Consider the following 16,281-nt stretch of genomic DNA (forward strand, 5'->3'; position numbering starts at 1 on the left):
TATCTGGGATTGCCAGTCGGTTGGCGCGACGGATCAGCGTCCCTGGGCGGCTCCGGACGAGAATAGCACGTCGATCTCCTCCGCGGCATAGCCCGCCTCGTTCAGGATTTCGCGAGTATGCTCGCCGAGGATGGGGGCCGGCCTGCCTGCTTCGCCCGGCGTTGCGGAAAACTTGATCGGAAAGCCGATCGCCTTCGTCATGCCTGCTACCGGATGCTGCATGTCAAGCACCATTTTGCGGGCGAGCGCCTGCGGATCCCGGTGCATGGCGTCGATCGAGAGGACCGGCCCGGCAGGCACATTGGCGGCGGCGAAGGTTTTGAGCCATTCGTCCGTGGAGCGGCTCCTGAAGATCGGCGCTAGCTGTTGCTCGAGCGCGGCGAGGTTCTGCATGCGATGGCGGTTGGACTGGAAGCGCGGATCGGCAACCAGTTCCGGCGCCTCGATCAGCGTCGTGAGCCGCTCCCAGTTGCGCTGGTTCGCTGCCCCGACATTGATCCAGCCGTCCGACGTCTGGAAGGCCTGATAGGGGGCGTTGAGCGGATGGGCGGAGCCCATCGGCCCCGGCGAGACGCCAGTGGCGGCGGCAATGGCAGACTGCCAGTAGGTGTGAACGATGCCGGCCTCGAAAAGCGAGGTATCAACGCGCTGTCCTTCGCCGGTCTGCAGCCGCTTGGCGTAAGCCGCAGCGACGCCGAGAGCTGCCAGAATGCCGGCGGTGATGTCGGTGACCGGCGCTCCGACCTTGACGGGCGGCCGGCCCGGCCCCTCGCCGGTGATCGACATCAGCCCGGACATGCCCTGCGCGATCAGGTCAAAGCCGCCCCGATCAGCGTAGGGGCCGGTGCGTCCGAAGCCGGAGATCTCGCAATAGATCAGGCTTGGATTTTCCTTGCGAATGGCCTCGAAGCCGAGCCCGAGCTTCGCCATCGTCCCTTTGCGGTAATTCTCGATCACCACATCCGCTTCGAGCAGCAGGCGGCGCAGCGCCGCCTTGCCCTCGTCGCGCTTCAGATCCAGGACGATGCCGCGCTTGTTGCGGTTCATCATCATGAAGGCGGCGGATTCGCCGTTGATGTCGGGCGGCAGGAAGCGGCGGCTGTCGTCTCCCTCTGGCTTCTCCACCTTGATGACATCGGCGCCCATGTCGGCTAGCATCAGGCCGCAGACCGGGCCGGCCATGATGTGCGCCAGTTCGATCACCCGCATGCCGGCGAGCGGCCCTTTGGCAGCTTCGGCCATCGGGTCAGCGCCCCTTCCATTCGGCCGGCCGTTTCTCCAGGAAGGCCTCAACCCCTTCGCGGAAATCGGCGCTCGTATAGCACATGGCAACCAGATCATCGCCGTCGGCGCGGCCGTGCCTGATGCGCCGCAATGCCTCCTTGGTGGCGCGTAGCGTCAGCGGCGCATGACCGGCAAGGGTTCGCGCCAGCTCCGACGCGCGGGCCATCAGCGCCTGGTGATCGTCCAGCACCTCGGAGACCAATCCGGCCGCACGTGCCTCCTCCGCCTCCAGGAGGCGAGCGGTGAAGATCATCTCTATCACCCGTCCTGCCCCAATCAACGCAGCCAGGCGCGCGTAATTCTCGATCGACAGGCAGTTGCCGAGCGTCTTCGCGATCGGGAAGCCGAATTTCGCGTTGCGCGCCGCGATGCGAAGATCGCAGGCGGTGGCGATCCCAGCACCGCCGCCGGTGCATGCGCCGGCGATCGCCGCGATCGTCGGCACGGGGCAGGTTTCGATTGCGCTCAGTACGCCCTCAACACGCTCCTCATAGGCAAGGGCATCCTTCTCTGAGCGGAAGTCGCGGAACTGGGCAATATCGGTGCCGGCGGCAAAGGCGCGTTCGCCAGCGCCGGTGACGATGACCGCCTTGATTGGGCCGTCGGGATCAACGCCCCGGCAGAAGGCGGCGAGGCCGTCATACATCTCGAACGTCAAAGCGTTGCGCGCCTTGGGACGGTTCAGCGTGACGGTGGCGACCGCGCCAGCGGTGTCGATCAGGATCTCGGCGCTGTCGCCGCCGGCGGCTTCTTGCGATGTCATCCGGTTTCCGCCGTTAAGCCGGCCGTCTCGATACCGACCTTGGCGCAAGTCTCGTCATTATCAGACGTATCGCCGGAAATGCCGATCGCAGCGACGGTGCGTCCGTCCTTCGCCTTGGCGAGCACACCGCCAGGCGCCGGCACCAGCGCGCCGCCAACCACATGCGACACGGCGGCGACGAAGGTCGGCTGCTCGACCGCCCTATTGCCGATGGCGCGGCTTCCCATGCCGAGCGCCAGCGCCCCATAAGCCTTGCCATGCGCGACCTCGAAGCGCTTGAGACTCGTCCCGTCTTCAGCCGCCGTAGCCTTGACCGCGCCCCTGCCATCGAGCACCACGACCGCCACCGGCTTCAGGTCCAGGCGCCGGGCCTCAGTGAGCGCGGCGTTCAGAATCGTCTGTGCGGCGGAAAGCGGGAGATCGGTCATCGTCGCTACACCCTCATCCGTAGAAATAATCGACAAGCGCCATCGGTATCGGCGGCACATAGGTCACGAGCATGAGCACGGCGATGAGAACGGCGACAAACCAAACATTGAATTTCGTCACCTCCCAGATGCCCACCTTGGCGACCGAGCAGGCGGCGATGAGCACGCTCGCCACCGGCGGGGTCTGCTGGCCGATGGCGAGATTTAACGTCACGATCAGGCCGAATTGGACCGGGTCGATTCCGACGGAACTGACCAACGGCATGACGATGGGCACCACCAGTATGATGGCGGCTGCGGAGTGGAGGAAGAGCCCGATGACAAGGAAGAAGATGTTCAGGAGCGCGAGCACCGCATAACGGTTCTCGGTGAAGTCGAGAATGCCCTGGGCAAGTCTCTGCGGGACCTGCGCCTCGGTCAGATAGATGCCGAGCAGGGCCGAAGCGGCAACCAGAAGCATGACCACCGCAGTCTGGATCGCACCCTCGATCGCAGCTTTGTACAGAAAGCTGACATTCAGCTCGCGATAGATGACGCCGCCGACAAACAGAGCTGCGACCACGGCGATCCCGGCCCCTTCCGTCGCCGTGACGAAACCGCCGAAGATCGAGCCGAGAATGATGACGGGAATGATGAAGGCCCAGGCGGCGTCCCTGAAGGTGGCCCAGACCCGACTGAGCTGAAAGATCTCCTCGACCGGCCAGCCACGCTGGCGCGCCATCAAGTAGGAGACGATCATTAGCCCGACCCCGCCGAGGATGCCCGGAACGATGCCGGCCACGAAAAGCTGAACGATCGAGCTTCCCGACATCACGCCATAAAGGATCATCGGGATGGAGGGCGGTATGATGATGGCGAGGCTGGCCGAGGAAGACGTGACCGCCGCGGCGAAGGCGCGCGGATAGCCTTTCTTCTCCATCGCCGGAATGAGGATCGGACCCATCGCCGCCACGTCCGCGACCGCGGAACCGGAGATTTCGGCAAAGAACATCGAGGTCGTGATGTTGACCATCGCGAGGCCGCCCCGAATAAAGCCGACCAGCGCCGAGGCAAATGCGATCAGCCGGCGTGAAATGCCGGAGGAATTCATGATCGCGCCCGCCAGGATAAACATCGGGATGGCGAGCAGCGGGAAGCTCTGGGCGCCTTCGTACATGGTCAGCGCCACGTTCGGCAGCATGTAGGCGCCCTGCGTCACCAGAATCGCAACCGTCGCCACCGCCGCAAGCGAGACGGCGATCGGAACATTGATGAAGACGAGAACGACAAGCCCCACAAGCATCAGGAAAAGGATCATGGCCGCAGCGTCTCCTGCGCCTCTAGATGTTCGGCGAGTTCCGCCTCGTCGGCGGAAATCTTCTCGCGCAGACGATGCCAATATTCCGGGAGACTGAGCGCCTCGCAGATGATGAACAGAATCGCGCCGACCGGTATGACGGACTGGGTTATCTGGATCGGGACCCATGGCAGGCTGATAAGCCTCATGCCTTGCAGAACCTGGAGAACCTGCCAGCCGGTCCAGGCCAGGACGATGAAGAAGGCGAAGACGACAATCTCGGCGATCGCCGCAGCGCCGATGCGCCAACGATAGGGCATCGCCAAGAGGATTCCGTCGAAGCCGATGTGACCACGCTTCAATGCGGCAAGCGCCGCACCGTAGTAGGTGATCCAGGCCAGCATGATTGAGCCGACTTCGTCGTACCAGACGAAGGACGCTCCGGCCTTGCGCCAGATCGCGGCGAGCACCACGACCGTCGTCATTGCGACGATCAGGAAGACAAGCCAGGCTTCGAGCGTGCGTTCAAGCACGGTTCGGAAGCGCGTGAGACCAGTCACAGGCACGACCTCGTTGCTTTCAGGGTTGCATGAACGCGTCCCGGCGGTTGGCGGTCACGGCGGGAGCGCCGGACCATCCCGGAGTTCCGGAGTGGTCCGGTACAGACCGGCTTACTGGCTCTTGCCGAGGCGGATCGCCTTTTCGATCATGTCGGCGCCGCCTTCCACCTGTGCGCCGAATTCCTTGTAAATCGCATCGCTGGCGGCGATGAAGGCGTCCTTATCAGCCTCGTTGACCTGGATGTCGCTCTCCTCTTGCATCTGCGTGAGAAGTTCCCCCTCCAGCCGCGCGGCGCTCTCGTAGACGAAAGCCTGCGTCTCCTTCGCCGTCTCCTCCAAGATCTGGCGGACATCCTCGGGCAGGCCGTTCCAGCGGTTCAGTCCGACCAGAAGATAGGCAGGGGTATAGACGTGGCCGGTCATCGACAGATAATCCTGCACTTCCTGGAACTTGCCGCTGGCGATCTGGGTGAGCGGATTCTCTTGGCCGTCGACCACGCCCGTCTGCAGCGCCGTGAACACTTCAGAGAAGGACATCGGCGTCGGATTGGCGCCGTAGGCCTGGAACATCTTCACGCGCCATTCGCCGGAGGGCGTCCTTAGCTTAATGCCGGAGAGATCCTCGGGCGTCACGATCGGCCGCACATTATTGGTGATGTGGCGGAAGCCGTTCTCCCACACCGCCAGCATCTTGTAGCCCTGTTCTTCCGCTGCCGGCGCGAGCGTTGGCCACACGACCGCCTCCTCGATCTTCTTCATGTGCTCGCGGTCCTTGACGAGATATGGCATCTCGAACAAACCGAACTCGGGCACCACGCTCGACATGACGCTCGACGGCAGCGCCATGTCGGCCGTGCCGAGCCTCAGTTTCTGCATGAGTTCCTCGTCGGTGCCGAGCTGGCTGGAGCCGAACACGACGACCTTCGCCTTGTCGCCGAGCTTCCCGTTGGCGGCGCGGGCGAATTCCTCCGCCGACAGGGCGAACAGCGAACCGGGCTCGCCGACATGTCCGAGCTTGATCTCGGTCTGCGCGGCGGCCGGCTGGATGAGCGCGGCGGCAAACAGCGTCGCTCCGAAGATGAATCCGTATTTCATTGCAAATCCTCCCGTTGTTGTTTCGACCGCCGGCTTGGCGCCGGTCTCGTTGGATGCGCTACTCTGCTGCTGCCCTCCCAGCGCCGGCCATGCCGGCTTCCGATGCAAGGAAGTCGAGCGCCGCCTGCACGCCGCCCTTCTGGTGGGGCACTCCGGCCCGCTCGAGTCCCATTTCCACGCCCGCGAGCGTGCCGGCGAGCATCAGGTCGTTGAAATCGCCAAGGTGGCCGATGCGGAAGACGCGGTCAGCTATCTTGGAAAGGCCGCTGCCGAGCGACATATCGAACGCATTGGAAACGGTGCGGCGGAATCCGTCGGCACTATGGCCGTCAGGCATCAGGACGGCCGTCAGCGACCCGGAATAATGGCGCGGATCACGGCAGAACACCTCCAGTTCCCAGGTCTTGACGGCCCGGCGCGTGGCCTCAGCGTGACGCTGGTGGCGGGCAAAGACGTGATCGAGACCTTCCTCGTGCAGCATGTCGATCGCTTCGGCGAGGCCGTAGAGGAGATTGGTCGCCGGCGTATAGGGAAAGAAGCCCTTCGCGTTGGCCGGCAGCATCTCGCTCCATGACCAGAAGGAATTCGGCAGCGCGGCCGATTTCGACGCCGCCAGCGCCTTGTCGCTTATTGCATTGAAGGAGAGGCCGGGCGGCAGCATCAGCCCCTTCTGCGATCCTCCCACGGTGACGTCGACGCCCCATTCGTCGTGCCGGTACTCGATAGAGCCAAGGGACGATATCGTGTCGACCATCAGCAGGGCGGAATGACCGGCAGCATCGATCGCCTGCCGCACCTCGTCAATCCGCGAGGCGCATCCGGTCGACGTTTCGTTGTGGACGACGCAGACAGCCTTGATGGATTGCGTCCTGTCCTCGCGCAACCGGCTCTCTATTGCATCGGGATCGACGCCGGCGCGCCAGTCGCCCTGCATGAACTCCGCTTCCAGGCCAAGCCGGGTCGCCATCCCCTTCCACAGCGTCGCGAAGTGGCCCGTCTCGTACATGAGGACCTGATCGCCGGGGGAAAGGGTATTGACCAGCGCCGCTTCCCAGGCCCCGGTCCCCGACGCCGGATAGATCACCACCGGCCCGTTGGTCTTGAAGATGGTCTTCACGCCGTCAAGCACGTTGCGGCCAAGCTCAGCGAATTCGGAGCTGCGATGGTCCATGGTCGGCATGTCCATCGCACGCAGAATGCGGTCAGGAACGTTGGTCGGCCCGGGAATCTGAAGGAAGTGGCGTCCGGCTTTGCGCATTTGGTCTCTAACCCTGAAGCCGCCTTCGTTTCTCGCGAAGATCGTTGCAACTGAATTATAAATTCATTATCCAGTCAAGCTCCGATTGGGAGAGCCTGATGGTTGCCATGTCCCTGCGCCCCGCGCTGGAGAACCGCCTGCGAGGGGCAACCAAGGGCGATGTTCTGTTCGACCGCTTTTCACGCGGGCGGTATGCGACGGACGCCTCCTTCTATCAGATGATGCCGCTCGGTATTCTGGCGCCGCGCGATGGCGACGATCTTTCGGCGGCGCTGTCGGTCGCGCGGGAGGAAGAAATCAGCGTGCTGGCGCGCGGCGGCGGCACGTCGCAATCAGGCCAGGCGATCAACGAGGCGCTGGTCCTCGACACGACCAAGTATCTGAACCGGATCATCGACATCGACCCGGAGAACCGGCGCTGCGTCGTCGAACCGGGCGTCGTCCTCGACGAACTCAATCGCGTTCTGAAGCCGTACGGCCTGTGGTTTCCCGTCGACGTCTCGACCGCGTCGCGGGCCACGATCGGCGGAATGGCGGGAAACAATTCCTGCGGAACGCGCTCCATCCGCTACGGCACGATGCGCGATAATGTGATCGCCATCGACGCGCTGATGCCGGACGGGCGCGCGCTGCATTTCGGCCCGGTGATCCGCTCGGAGGCAATGCGCAACATCGACGGGCCGGACAGCGAGCTCTTCCGTGACCTGCTGGCGCTCGGTGAGCGCGAAGCGGCGGAAATCGACGCCAGATTTCCGAAGGTGCTGCGCCGCGTCGGCGGCTATAATATCGACGCGCTCGTTCCGGACGGACAGACGAATAACCTTGCCCATCTTCTTGTAGGCTCTGAAGGCACGCTCGCCCTTTCCACTCGACTGGAGCTGAAACTTTCGCCGCTGCTCGGGACAAAGAAGGCGGTCGGCGTCTGCCACTTTGCCCGCTTCTACGACGCGATGGACGCGGCGCAGCACCTCGTCAGGCTGGATCCAGTTTCGGTCGAGCTCGTCGACCGGACGATGATCGCGCTCGCCCGTGATATCGCCATCTTCCGCCCGACTGTGGAGCGCTTCGTGCGCGGCGAGCCGGATGCGCTGCTCCTGGTGGAGTTCGCGGAAGAGGATGCGGGCGAGAACCGCCGGCGCTTAAAGCAGCTCGTGGAGTTGATGGGCGATCTCGGCTTCGGCTGGGACCGCGAGGGCCGCCATTGGGGTGGCGTGCTGGAGGTCGAGGATCCGGCGCTTCAGGCGGCGATCACCGATGTCCGCCAATCCGGCCTCAACATTATGATGTCGATGCGGGAGGCAGGCAAGCCGGTCTCCTTCGTCGAGGATTGCGCGGTACCGCTGGAGCATCTGGCGGAGTTCACCGACCGGCTCACCCAGATCTTTGAAAAGCGTGGAACCCGCGGCACCTGGTATGCCCATGCGTCGGTCGGTTGCCTGCATGTCCGGCCCGTTCTTAACCTCAAGCTCGACAACGACGTGAAGGCGATGCGTGCCATTGCCGAAGAGGCGTTCGCCATGGTGCGCGCCTACAAGGGCTCTCATTCCGGGGAGCACGGCGACGGGATCGTGCGTTCCGAGTTCCACGAGGAGATGTTCGGATCTCGCATGGTTCGTGCGTTCGAGACTGTGAAGGACCGCTTCGATCCGGGCGGTCTCTTCAATCCGGGTAAGATCGTCCGTCCGCCGAAGATGGATGACCGCCGGCTTTTCCGCTACGGGCCCGACTATAAGCCGGCCACCTTCCAGCCCACGCTCGACTGGTCGGGCTGGTCTGGCGCGGGCGGCGGTTTCCAGGGCGCCGTGGAAATGTGCAACAACAACGGCGCGTGCCGGAAGCTCGAAGCCGGCGTCATGTGCCCGTCCTATCGGGCGACGCGCAATGAGCGCGACGTGACGCGCGGTCGTGCCAATTCGCTTCGCCTCGCACTCTCCGGCCAGCTCGGCCCCGACGCGCTCGCCTCCGACGAGATGATGGAAACGCTGAAACTCTGCGTCTCGTGCAAGGGCTGCAAGCGCGAATGCCCGACCGGCGTCGACATGGCCAAAATGAAGATTGAGGTGCAGGCGGCACGCGCGGCCCAGGGCAAGCTCACGCTCCGCGACCGCCTCATCGCCTATCTGCCGCGCTATGCGCCCTACGCCGCCCGCGTCCCCTGGCTGATGAATCTTCGCGACCGATTGCCCGGCGCGGCCTGGCTGTCGGACAGGATCGCCGGTTTCAGCGCACGGCGGAAGCTGCCTATTTGGCGTTCCGATCCATTCCGCGCTGAGGCCACCGGAGGTTCCGGGACAGGACACGAAGTCGTGCTCCTGGCGGATACCTTCAATACCTATTTCGAACCGGAAAATCTTCGGGCCGCCGTCACGGTGCTCGAGGCCGGGGGCTACCGCGTGCATCTGGCCCAACCGGTCGACGGCGGCAGGCCTCTGTGCTGCGGGCGGACCTTCCTTTCCGCAGGCCTTGTGGCCGATGCCCGCTTCGAAGCCGAGCGCCTCGCAGCGGCGCTAAAACCCTTCGTCGCCCGTGGCGTCCCGGTGGTCGGGCTGGAGCCGAGTTGCCTCTTCACGCTCAGGGACGAGTTCGCCTCCATGCTGCCCGGGCCTGAATCGGAGCGGATCGCCGCCCATGCGCTCCTGTTCGAGGAGTTTTTGGCGCGCGAGAGGGAGGCGGGCCGACTGAAGCTGCCGCTGCTGCCGCTCGGCTGCCCGGCCTATCTACACGGCCACTGCCATCAGAAGGCGTTTGGCGCGATGGGGGCGGTGGAAACAGCGCTGAAGCTCGTGCCGGGCCTGACGGTGAAGACGATCGGCTCGTCGTGCTGCGGAATGGCGGGCGGCTTCGGCTATCAGGCGGAAACCTACGACGTTTCGATGGCCATGGCCGAATTGTCGCTCCTGCCCGCCTTGCGCAAGGCCGAAGCCAACGCCATCACCGTGGCCGCTGGAACTTCCTGCCGACAGCAGATCAGAGACGGAGCCGGGCGCCGCGCCGTTCACCTCGCCCGCGTTCTGGAACGGTCTATCTCCGGACAAGTGAATCAGGATTGGTCATGACGATCGGACTCGCGGAATCGCAAGCTATCCAAAGGCGCTCGCTGCACGATGAGCTGACGGAACTGCTCAGGGGGCTCATCGCCGCGGGCGAACTCGCGCCTGGCGAAAAGATACCCGAGCAGCGGCTGTGCGAACGGTTCGGCGTCTCCCGCACACCGCTCCGCGAGGCGCTGAAGGTCCTGGCCAATGAAGGCGTTGTCACCTTAAGGCCTAACCGCGGCGCTATCGTGAGCGCGCTGACGCTGGAGGAATTGGACGAAGTCTTTCCCATCATGGGGGCGTTGGAAGCGCTTTCAGGGGAAATAGCGTGCCGCCACATCACCGACGAGGAGGTCACCGCTATCCGGTCGCTGCACGAGACGATGGTGGGTCATTGGCGCGCCGGTGAGTTGCAACCCTATTTCCGGCTCAACCAGCAGATCCACGAAGCTATCCTCGAAGGAACGCGCAACGAGACGCTGAAGGCGCTCTACAGAAGCCTTGCCGGCCGCGTGATGACGGCGCGCTACATCGCCAATATGTCGGCCGTGCGCTGGGCGGCGGCCGTTGCGGAACATGAGGCAATCTTGCAGTGCCTCTCCAACCGGGACGGCAAGAAGCTCGCGGATATCTTGAAGCGGCATCTGGCCCACAAACTGGAAACAGTAAAGGACTGGCTGAGGAGCCAGGACACCGAACGATCCTAATTGCATCGCCATGCGCGAATAGCGGACCGGCGGCTCTCGGCCCCAAGACTGCACAAGCTGTTGGCGTCAACTGGTGGAAAACGGAACGACTGCTGTCGGCGCACCCTCCGGCAAACTTCCACCACATCCCAGAACTAACGATCGCTTCACCGGGATTGTCTGATAGCTTCGGCACGTCTTGGCATGACATGACTGCGGGAGGATGCCCTTGAGAATGAGATATCTGCTAGCAGCCTCACTCCTTGTGGCAATCGTCCTGACGCTCCGATGGGAATGGCGGGAGCGCCATCACTTCGAAGATGAGATCATGCGAGCCGCCCTGGCGGAGAGAGTTCGCCGGGACGACACCCGTTGCCCGCTCAGCAGCAAAGCTGTGGAGCAGGCTCGGCCATGGGTTCTTGCCGCCTGCGCGGCAGGCGGGCTCGGCTGGCATGAGGCAGCGGCGAAATATGGCGACGATGCAGCCAGAGTGTTCATCGTCTATGGCGAGGACGCGGATTTCGTGGAGGTTTTCGACCGCCTCGGCCATCCGGTCGTGCCGGTGATTGCTTATTTCGTGAAGAATGGATCCTCGCAGTACTTGTTGCAGGAAACCGTCGATCAGGGCCTGTCGCGCCTGTGGGACGACCGGCAGGTGGGATTCGGCCTCGCGAAGATTTCGCCGGAGCAATATGGGCTCATTGCCATTCACGAGCTCAAGGATCGCGGCCATGAGATGCTGTCGGAGTTCGAGATTATTGACGGAACAGCAGTCCGCAGACAGTTCACCCGCACGCTGCTTGGTGCGAAGAACATACTCCTGGGCGGTATTTCTGATCTGGAAGGGGTGATCGCCCGCGGCGAGCGGCTTCCGACCTGGGGCGAGATGGGCTGGGCGGCCTTCGATGCGGTCATCGTCGTCGGGGGCATGGGCGCCGCCAAGGCACTTCGCGTTGCGAGGGCACCGGTGGCCGCAGCCGGCCGCGGAACGGTGCGGACAGCACATCTGAGGGCTGCAGGCAAAGGTGCGTTCCGATCGCTTTCGACCGTCGGCACGGCAGCCGGTGTCGCCGCTGTCGTCGCACTTCCCTATGTGGCGATCACGCGACCTCACCTTCTGACAAGCGCGGCAGGTTGGATAGCCGAACAAGCAGGTCTCCCGGCCTGGCTCGGCGCCTTTGCCGCCTACCTTATATTCTGTCTTGTCCTCGCTTTTCTGCTGAGGATGGTTCTGGCGCCGCTGGCCTGGACGCTGCTAACGCTGAGCAAGATCGTTGGACGACTCGCCGGTGCCGGCGGCGTCCGATCCGCGGCAGCCTAAATCCCGCGCACAGCGCCAATGGCCTGTTATAAAGGTGGAAAGCAGTCGTAGCCAGATCGCGGTTCGGACCACACTCGGCCAGATTGGAATTTGCAGCCGTAGGAGGGAAATGGCCTATCCGTTTGGCGAATTCAGGCTTCGGATTCCCGCAGCCAAACCGCGACGGCCATGGATCGGCTGCGGGCACCCAGCTTCTCGTAGAGATTTTTCAGGTGATATTTCACGGTGTTTTCTGAAATGCCCGTGCGGTTCGCGATCTGCTGGTTGGTCCAGCCGCGTGCGAGGACCTCGAGCAACTCGCGTTCGCGCACGGTGAGACTGGAGAGCGGGCTGTCGTTGATCTCGCCGATGTCGATATAGGGAATGCAGAAATGGCCCGCTGCAACGGCCCTGACGGTGTTCACCAGGATGCCCGCGGGTTCGTGCTGGAAACAGAAACCGCGTGCGCCGAGACGCACAGCCTGGCGCAATGCGGACGGGTCGCGGTTGTTGCTGAAGATGACCGTCTTGACGGTGCTTCCATTGGCCTTGAGCTTGCGCAAGATTTCAGGAGCCTTCACATCGGCAAGATCCCAGGCCAGGACGGCGAGATCGAACGCCGTCTCCTCGGCCTTGAGCAGATCATCGCCGCGATCGCTGGTTCGCGCTATGGCGAGATCGGGCTGGGCTGTGATGACCTCGACGATCGCCGAAATTACCAGCGGATTGGCGTCGATCAGAAATATCCGTATTGTCCCAATGATGGCTGCGGACTTATCCAGCATCATGTTTCCTCCAGCGGTGATCGGTCCACAGATACCAGAATAGGGGTCCCGGGCCGCTGCCGGGATCGCGCCGCTGCGATCGCCCGTGCCGCATATCAGGCTTCCGGTTCGTCAAGACCGTTTGCGCGGCAGGCCGCGGTCAGGGTGTTGGCAAGCAGACAGGCAATCGTCATCGGGCCGACGCCGCCGGGCACCGGGGTGATCGCCCCGGCGGTTTCGGCAGTGCTGGCGAAATCCACGTCTCCCACGAGACGCGGCTTCCCGTCCGGCCCCTCTACGCGGTTGATACCCACGTCGATCACCGTTGCGCCTGGCCGGATCCAGCTGCCCTGGATCATTCCCGGCCGCCCTACCGCGGCCACCACTATGTCGGCACGCCGCACGATGTCCTCCAAATCGCGGGTGCGTGAATGAGCAATCGTGACGGTGCAATTTTCGCGCAACAGGAGCTGCGCCAGGGGCTTTCCAACGATGTTGGAGCGTCCGACCACCACTGCTTCAAGGCCCGAGAGGTTGCCGAGATGCGCCCTGAGCAGCATCAGGCAGCCGAGCGGCGTGCAGGGCACCATGGCCCCTTGTCCTGTTGCGAGCTGGCCGACATTCGAAATGTGGAAGCCATCGACGTCCTTTGCCGGGTCGATGGCGTTAATGATCCTGGCCGCATCCATGTGGCCGGGGAGGGGCAGTTGTACCAGGATTCCATGCACCGCCGGATCGGCATTGAGCTGCCCGACGAGATCCAATAGCGCTGCTTCCGACGTACCGGCGTCGAGTTTGTGCTCGAAGGAAGCCATACCGGCCTCCACCGTTTGCTTTCCCTTGGAGCGGACATAGACCTGGGACGCCGGGTCTTCGCCCACCAGCACCACGGCGAGACCGGGCGTAATGCCGTGCTCGACCTTCAGATTTGCGACCTGCTCCGCCACGCGGCCCCGTATGTCGGCCGCGAAGGCCTTGCCATCAATGATCGCGGCCCCTGTCCTCGTCTCAGCGATCTGCATGCTCGGCCTCTGTTGCTTGTGTTCCATGCTTCGCACCATCAAAGTCAGATAATTGCCATCCAGGCTTACTCCCCTAGAACAAGCCCTGGATGCGGCCTTCCTCATTGAGGAAGATCCGCTCCGCCGAAGGCGTGCGCGGCAGGCCGGGCATGGACATGATCTCGCCGCAGATGGCGACGATGAAGCCGGCGCCGGCCGCCAGCCGTACCTCCCGCACCGGCACCGCGTGGCCCGTCGGCGCGCCGCGCAGATTGGGATCGGTGGAGAAGGAATACTGCGTCTTGGCCATGCACACCGGCAGCTTGCCGTAGCCCTGGTCTTCCCACTGCTTGAGCTGGTTGCGCACGCTTTTATCGGCGATCGCCTCCGAGCCGCGATAGATGCGCTTGACGATCGTATCGATCTTCTCGAAGAGCGGCATGTCGTCGTGGTAAAGAGGCGCGAACTGGGAGCCGCCGCCTTCGGCGAGTGCCGCCACCTTGTGCGCCAACTCTTCGATGCCTGCCGAGCCGTGCGCCCAGTGCTTGCACAGGATCGCTTCCTCGCCCATCGAGGCGACGAACTCCTTGACCGCCTGGATCTCGGCCTCGGTGTCGGAGTGGAAGTGGTTGATGGCGACCACCGCCGGCACGCCGAACTGCTTCACATTCTCGATGTGGCGGCCGAGATTGGCGCAGCCCTTCTTCACCGCCGCGACATTCTCCGCGCCGAGGTCTTCCTTCTTGACGCCGCCATTCATCTTGAGCGCCCGCACCGTGGCGACGATCACCGCCGCCGCCGGTTTCAGGCCGGCTTTGCGGCACTTGATGTCGAAGAATTTTTCCGCGCCGAGATCGGCGCCGAAGCCGGCTTCCGTCACCACATAATCGGCGAGCTTCAGCGCCGTCGTGGTCGCCACGACGGAGTTGCAGCCATGCGCGATGTTGGCGAACGGGCCGCCATGCACGAAGGCCGGGTTGTTCTCCAGCGTCTGCACCAGGTTGGGCTGCATGGCGTCCTTCAGGAGCACCGCCATCGCGCCGTCCGCCTTCAGATCGCGGGCATAGACCGGCGTCTTGTCGCGGCGGTAGGCGACGATGATGTCGCCCAGGCGCTTTTCCAGGTCCTTCAGGTCGGTGGCCAGGCACAGGATCGCCATCACCTCGGAGGCGACGGTGATGTCGAAGCCGGCCTCGCGCGGAAAGCCGTTGGCGACGCCGCCCAGCGAGCAGAGGATTTCGCGCAGCGCCCGGTCGTTCATGTCCATGACGCGCCGCCAGGCGACGCGGCGGATGTCGATGCCGAGATCGTTGCCCCAGTAGATGTGGTTGTCGATCAGCGCCGACAGCAGATTGTGGGCGGTGGTGATGGCGTGGAAATCGCCGGTGAAGTGGAGGTTCATGTCCTCCATAGGCACGACCTGCGCATAGCCGCCGCCGGCCGCGCCGCCCTTCATGCCGAAGCATGGGCCGAGCGAGGCCTCGCGGATGCAGACGATCGCCTTTTTGCCAATGCGGTTGAGGCCGTCGCCGAGCCCGACCGTGGTGGTCGTCTTGCCTTCGCCGGCCGGCGTCGGGTTGATGGCGGTGACGAGGATGAGCTTTCCGTCGGAGCGCTTGCGCGCATTGGCGATGAATTCGGCCGAGACCTTCGCCTTGTCATGCCCGTAGGGCAGCAGATGCTCCGGCGGGATGTTGAGCTTTGTGCCGACCTCCTGGATCGGTTTCTTGTCAGCCGCGCGCGCAATTTCGATATCCGAGAGACCGACGGGCTTCGCTAGGTTGAATGACATATGGAGTCCCTTGCAAAAGGCAAAAATTCAAGTCCTGTCGTCCTTTTTCGGATGTTCCATGCGCGGGCAGCTGTCACACTGGTTCCGCGATGATCCGCAAGCGGTTCCACCACACCCAGAGACAAATCTGCGGAGGAACTCCCAGACATGAGAAGGAAGATCTCGTCGCCGGTGCGCAGTACGATCGCGCCCATATTTTCCATCAGGGTGCGTGCGAAGGCGCCTGACGGAGAGACCTAGACAGGTCAAGCGAGCAGAGTCGCTCCAGTGCGGGGAGGATTTCTGAGCCGGAGATCTCCAGGATTGCCCAGACATCGGTCTGATCGGCGGTTTAGCCGGCATTTTCGAACGCAGCCTGCACCAAGGTGTCGGCATCCGGCGTGACATGTGGGAGGACCGGCATCATCTGGTCGGACGACGAGCGCAGGGCGCGCATCCGTTCGTGCCTCTGCATAAAGCTTTCCCAGAACTTGGCAGGCCACATGACCGTCTTGTAGTAAAAGCCCACGCCAAGGAGGGTGCCTTCATGTCGTTTACCGCCATCAGCCATTCCAGCGGGCCGCGGTGGTTCTGGCTGTATCACCCGTTTCGAGCAGCGTCGCCGGCTCCATCACCATTGCGAGCAAGGCCGGCGCTGGCAGGGGGAAGGTGATCCGGTTGGCGGTCCCGAAGGCGAGCCGGATCTGCGCCTTGATCAGTTCCCTTAACTGGGTGGATTCCGGATCGAGATCACCAATCGTGGACCGCGTCTGTGCGGCGAACTCCGGCGCGACTTTGGAGGGGCTAGAGCCTATCGAGAGGCGGGTTGGTGGCATGAAGGCATTCATCCCAGGCGCTCCTTTGCCGGGCCGGTTGACTCGGCCCTTCTTTATCGATGGGAGAATGTGGATCAATCTGTGATAAGTAAAGTTTAATACATTTACCGTTGTGCTAAATTTAATTAACTACCCGGCACCGTCTCCTCGGTGAGCCTCAAGCAACGCCTGCAGAGCATCAACGTCAATCACGCCGTGCCCTGTCCGCCAAAATCTCATGGCAA

The 16,281-nt window shown here is 63.4% G+C and carries 15 protein-coding genes; 3 read left to right on the top strand and 12 right to left on the bottom strand.

Annotated features, from left to right (window positions below):
• Nucleotides 1-33: 33 nt before the first annotated feature.
• From ABVK50_RS30850 to ABVK50_RS30880, 7 genes are all read right to left on the bottom strand, one after another.
• Nucleotides 34-1,242, bottom strand: coding sequence for a CoA transferase (locus ABVK50_RS30850; protein WP_353646731.1), 1,209 nt, complete (start codon nucleotides 1,240-1,242; stop codon nucleotides 34-36).
• 4 nt (nucleotides 1,243-1,246) lie between these two features.
• A complete protein-coding gene (locus tag ABVK50_RS30855) occupies nucleotides 1,247-2,047 on the bottom strand; it encodes an enoyl-CoA hydratase (RefSeq protein WP_353646732.1) in 801 nt (266 codons plus the stop codon).
• Nucleotides 2,044-2,475 (bottom strand): heme-binding protein, encoded by a 432-nt coding sequence (locus ABVK50_RS30860; RefSeq protein WP_353646733.1) that lies wholly within the window; start codon nucleotides 2,473-2,475, stop codon nucleotides 2,044-2,046. Before ABVK50_RS30860 ends, ABVK50_RS30855 begins: the two co-directional genes overlap by 4 nt.
• 13 nt (nucleotides 2,476-2,488) lie before the next feature.
• A complete protein-coding gene (locus ABVK50_RS30865; protein WP_353646734.1) occupies nucleotides 2,489-3,772 on the bottom strand; it encodes a TRAP transporter large permease in 1,284 nt (427 codons plus the stop codon).
• Nucleotides 3,769-4,317 (bottom strand): TRAP transporter small permease subunit, encoded by a 549-nt coding sequence (locus tag ABVK50_RS30870; RefSeq protein WP_353646735.1) that lies wholly within the window; start codon nucleotides 4,315-4,317, stop codon nucleotides 3,769-3,771. Before ABVK50_RS30870 ends, ABVK50_RS30865 begins: the two co-directional genes overlap by 4 nt.
• Before the next feature lie 105 nt (nucleotides 4,318-4,422).
• Nucleotides 4,423-5,406 (bottom strand): TRAP transporter substrate-binding protein, encoded by a 984-nt coding sequence (locus tag ABVK50_RS30875; protein WP_353646736.1) that lies wholly within the window; start codon nucleotides 5,404-5,406, stop codon nucleotides 4,423-4,425.
• A gap of 58 nt (nucleotides 5,407-5,464) precedes the next feature.
• A complete protein-coding gene (locus tag ABVK50_RS30880; RefSeq protein WP_353646737.1) occupies nucleotides 5,465-6,664 on the bottom strand; it encodes an aminotransferase class V-fold PLP-dependent enzyme in 1,200 nt (399 codons plus the stop codon).
• Between the two features lie 98 nt (nucleotides 6,665-6,762).
• Between ABVK50_RS30880 and ABVK50_RS30885 the strand changes: the two genes are divergently transcribed.
• The 3 genes from ABVK50_RS30885 to ABVK50_RS30895 all read left to right on the top strand — a co-directional run bounded on the left by ABVK50_RS30885 (nucleotide 6,763) and on the right by ABVK50_RS30895 (nucleotide 11,706).
• Nucleotides 6,763-9,720 carry an FAD-linked oxidase C-terminal domain-containing protein gene (locus ABVK50_RS30885; RefSeq protein WP_353646738.1) on the top strand — a complete coding sequence of 986 codons (2,958 nt, stop codon included), beginning with the start codon at nucleotides 6,763-6,765 and terminating at the stop codon, nucleotides 9,718-9,720.
• Nucleotides 9,717-10,406: a GntR family transcriptional regulator gene (locus ABVK50_RS30890; RefSeq protein ID WP_353646739.1), complete on the top strand. Its 690-nt coding sequence runs from the start codon at nucleotides 9,717-9,719 to the stop codon at nucleotides 10,404-10,406. The genes ABVK50_RS30885 and ABVK50_RS30890 overlap by 4 nt, the downstream gene beginning before the upstream one ends.
• A 214-nt stretch (nucleotides 10,407-10,620) precedes the next feature.
• Nucleotides 10,621-11,706: a hypothetical protein gene (locus ABVK50_RS30895; RefSeq protein ID WP_353646740.1), complete on the top strand. Its 1,086-nt coding sequence runs from the start codon at nucleotides 10,621-10,623 to the stop codon at nucleotides 11,704-11,706.
• Nucleotides 11,707-11,837: 131 nt separating this feature from the next.
• On the opposite strand, the gene ABVK50_RS30900 is transcribed toward ABVK50_RS30895, so the two are convergent.
• From ABVK50_RS30900 to ABVK50_RS30920, 5 genes are all read right to left on the bottom strand, one after another.
• On the bottom strand, nucleotides 11,838-12,470 hold the full coding sequence (locus tag ABVK50_RS30900) for a response regulator transcription factor (protein ID WP_353646741.1): 633 nt from the start codon (nucleotides 12,468-12,470) through the stop codon (nucleotides 11,838-11,840).
• A gap of 95 nt (nucleotides 12,471-12,565) precedes the next feature.
• The gene (folD, locus tag ABVK50_RS30905) at nucleotides 12,566-13,498 is read right to left on the bottom strand and encodes a bifunctional methylenetetrahydrofolate dehydrogenase/methenyltetrahydrofolate cyclohydrolase FolD (RefSeq protein ID WP_353646742.1); all 933 of its coding nucleotides are present in this window, start codon (nucleotides 13,496-13,498) and stop codon (nucleotides 12,566-12,568) included.
• 46 nt (nucleotides 13,499-13,544) lie between these two features.
• A complete protein-coding gene (locus ABVK50_RS30910; protein ID WP_353646743.1) occupies nucleotides 13,545-15,242 on the bottom strand; it encodes a formate--tetrahydrofolate ligase in 1,698 nt (565 codons plus the stop codon).
• Between the two features lie 331 nt (nucleotides 15,243-15,573).
• Nucleotides 15,574-15,792, bottom strand: coding sequence for a hypothetical protein (locus ABVK50_RS30915; RefSeq protein WP_353646744.1), 219 nt, complete (start codon nucleotides 15,790-15,792; stop codon nucleotides 15,574-15,576).
• Nucleotides 15,785-16,069 (bottom strand): hypothetical protein, encoded by a 285-nt coding sequence (locus tag ABVK50_RS30920; protein WP_353646745.1) that lies wholly within the window; start codon nucleotides 16,067-16,069, stop codon nucleotides 15,785-15,787. Before ABVK50_RS30920 ends, ABVK50_RS30915 begins: the two co-directional genes overlap by 8 nt.
• Nucleotides 16,070-16,281 lie beyond the last annotated feature (212 nt).

It is taken from the genome of Mesorhizobium sp. WSM2240, from assembly GCF_040438645.1.
Taxonomy (GTDB): Bacteria; Pseudomonadota; Alphaproteobacteria; order Rhizobiales; family Rhizobiaceae; genus Allomesorhizobium.

What these genes read in the sequence shown, in the direction of transcription:
- ABVK50_RS30910 (WP_353646743.1), bottom strand. Translation starts at nt 15,242, where the DNA reads ATGTCATTCAACCTAGCGAAGCCCGTCGGTCTCTCGGATATCGAAATT.
- ABVK50_RS30850 (WP_353646731.1), bottom strand. Translation starts at nt 1,242, where the DNA reads ATGGCCGAAGCTGCCAAAGGGCCGCTCGCCGGCATGCGGGTGATCGAA.
- ABVK50_RS30900 (WP_353646741.1), bottom strand. Translation starts at nt 12,470, where the DNA reads ATGCTGGATAAGTCCGCAGCCATCATTGGGACAATACGGATATTTCTG.
- ABVK50_RS30915 (WP_353646744.1), bottom strand. Translation starts at nt 15,792, where the DNA reads ATGGCTGATGGCGGTAAACGACATGAAGGCACCCTCCTTGGCGTGGGC.
- ABVK50_RS30895 (WP_353646740.1), top strand. Translation starts at nt 10,621, where the DNA reads ATGAGATATCTGCTAGCAGCCTCACTCCTTGTGGCAATCGTCCTGACG.
- folD (WP_353646742.1), bottom strand. Translation starts at nt 13,498, where the DNA reads ATGGAACACAAGCAACAGAGGCCGAGCATGCAGATCGCTGAGACGAGG.
- ABVK50_RS30875 (WP_353646736.1), bottom strand. Translation starts at nt 5,406, where the DNA reads ATGAAATACGGATTCATCTTCGGAGCGACGCTGTTTGCCGCCGCGCTC.
- ABVK50_RS30890 (WP_353646739.1), top strand. Translation starts at nt 9,717, where the DNA reads ATGACGATCGGACTCGCGGAATCGCAAGCTATCCAAAGGCGCTCGCTG.
- ABVK50_RS30860 (WP_353646733.1), bottom strand. Translation starts at nt 2,475, where the DNA reads ATGACCGATCTCCCGCTTTCCGCCGCACAGACGATTCTGAACGCCGCG.
- ABVK50_RS30855 (WP_353646732.1), bottom strand. Translation starts at nt 2,047, where the DNA reads ATGACATCGCAAGAAGCCGCCGGCGGCGACAGCGCCGAGATCCTGATC.
- ABVK50_RS30880 (WP_353646737.1), bottom strand. Translation starts at nt 6,664, where the DNA reads ATGCGCAAAGCCGGACGCCACTTCCTTCAGATTCCCGGGCCGACCAAC.
- ABVK50_RS30885 (WP_353646738.1), top strand. Translation starts at nt 6,763, where the DNA reads ATGGTTGCCATGTCCCTGCGCCCCGCGCTGGAGAACCGCCTGCGAGGG.
- ABVK50_RS30865 (WP_353646734.1), bottom strand. Translation starts at nt 3,772, where the DNA reads ATGATCCTTTTCCTGATGCTTGTGGGGCTTGTCGTTCTCGTCTTCATC.
- ABVK50_RS30920 (WP_353646745.1), bottom strand. Translation starts at nt 16,069, where the DNA reads ATGAATGCCTTCATGCCACCAACCCGCCTCTCGATAGGCTCTAGCCCC.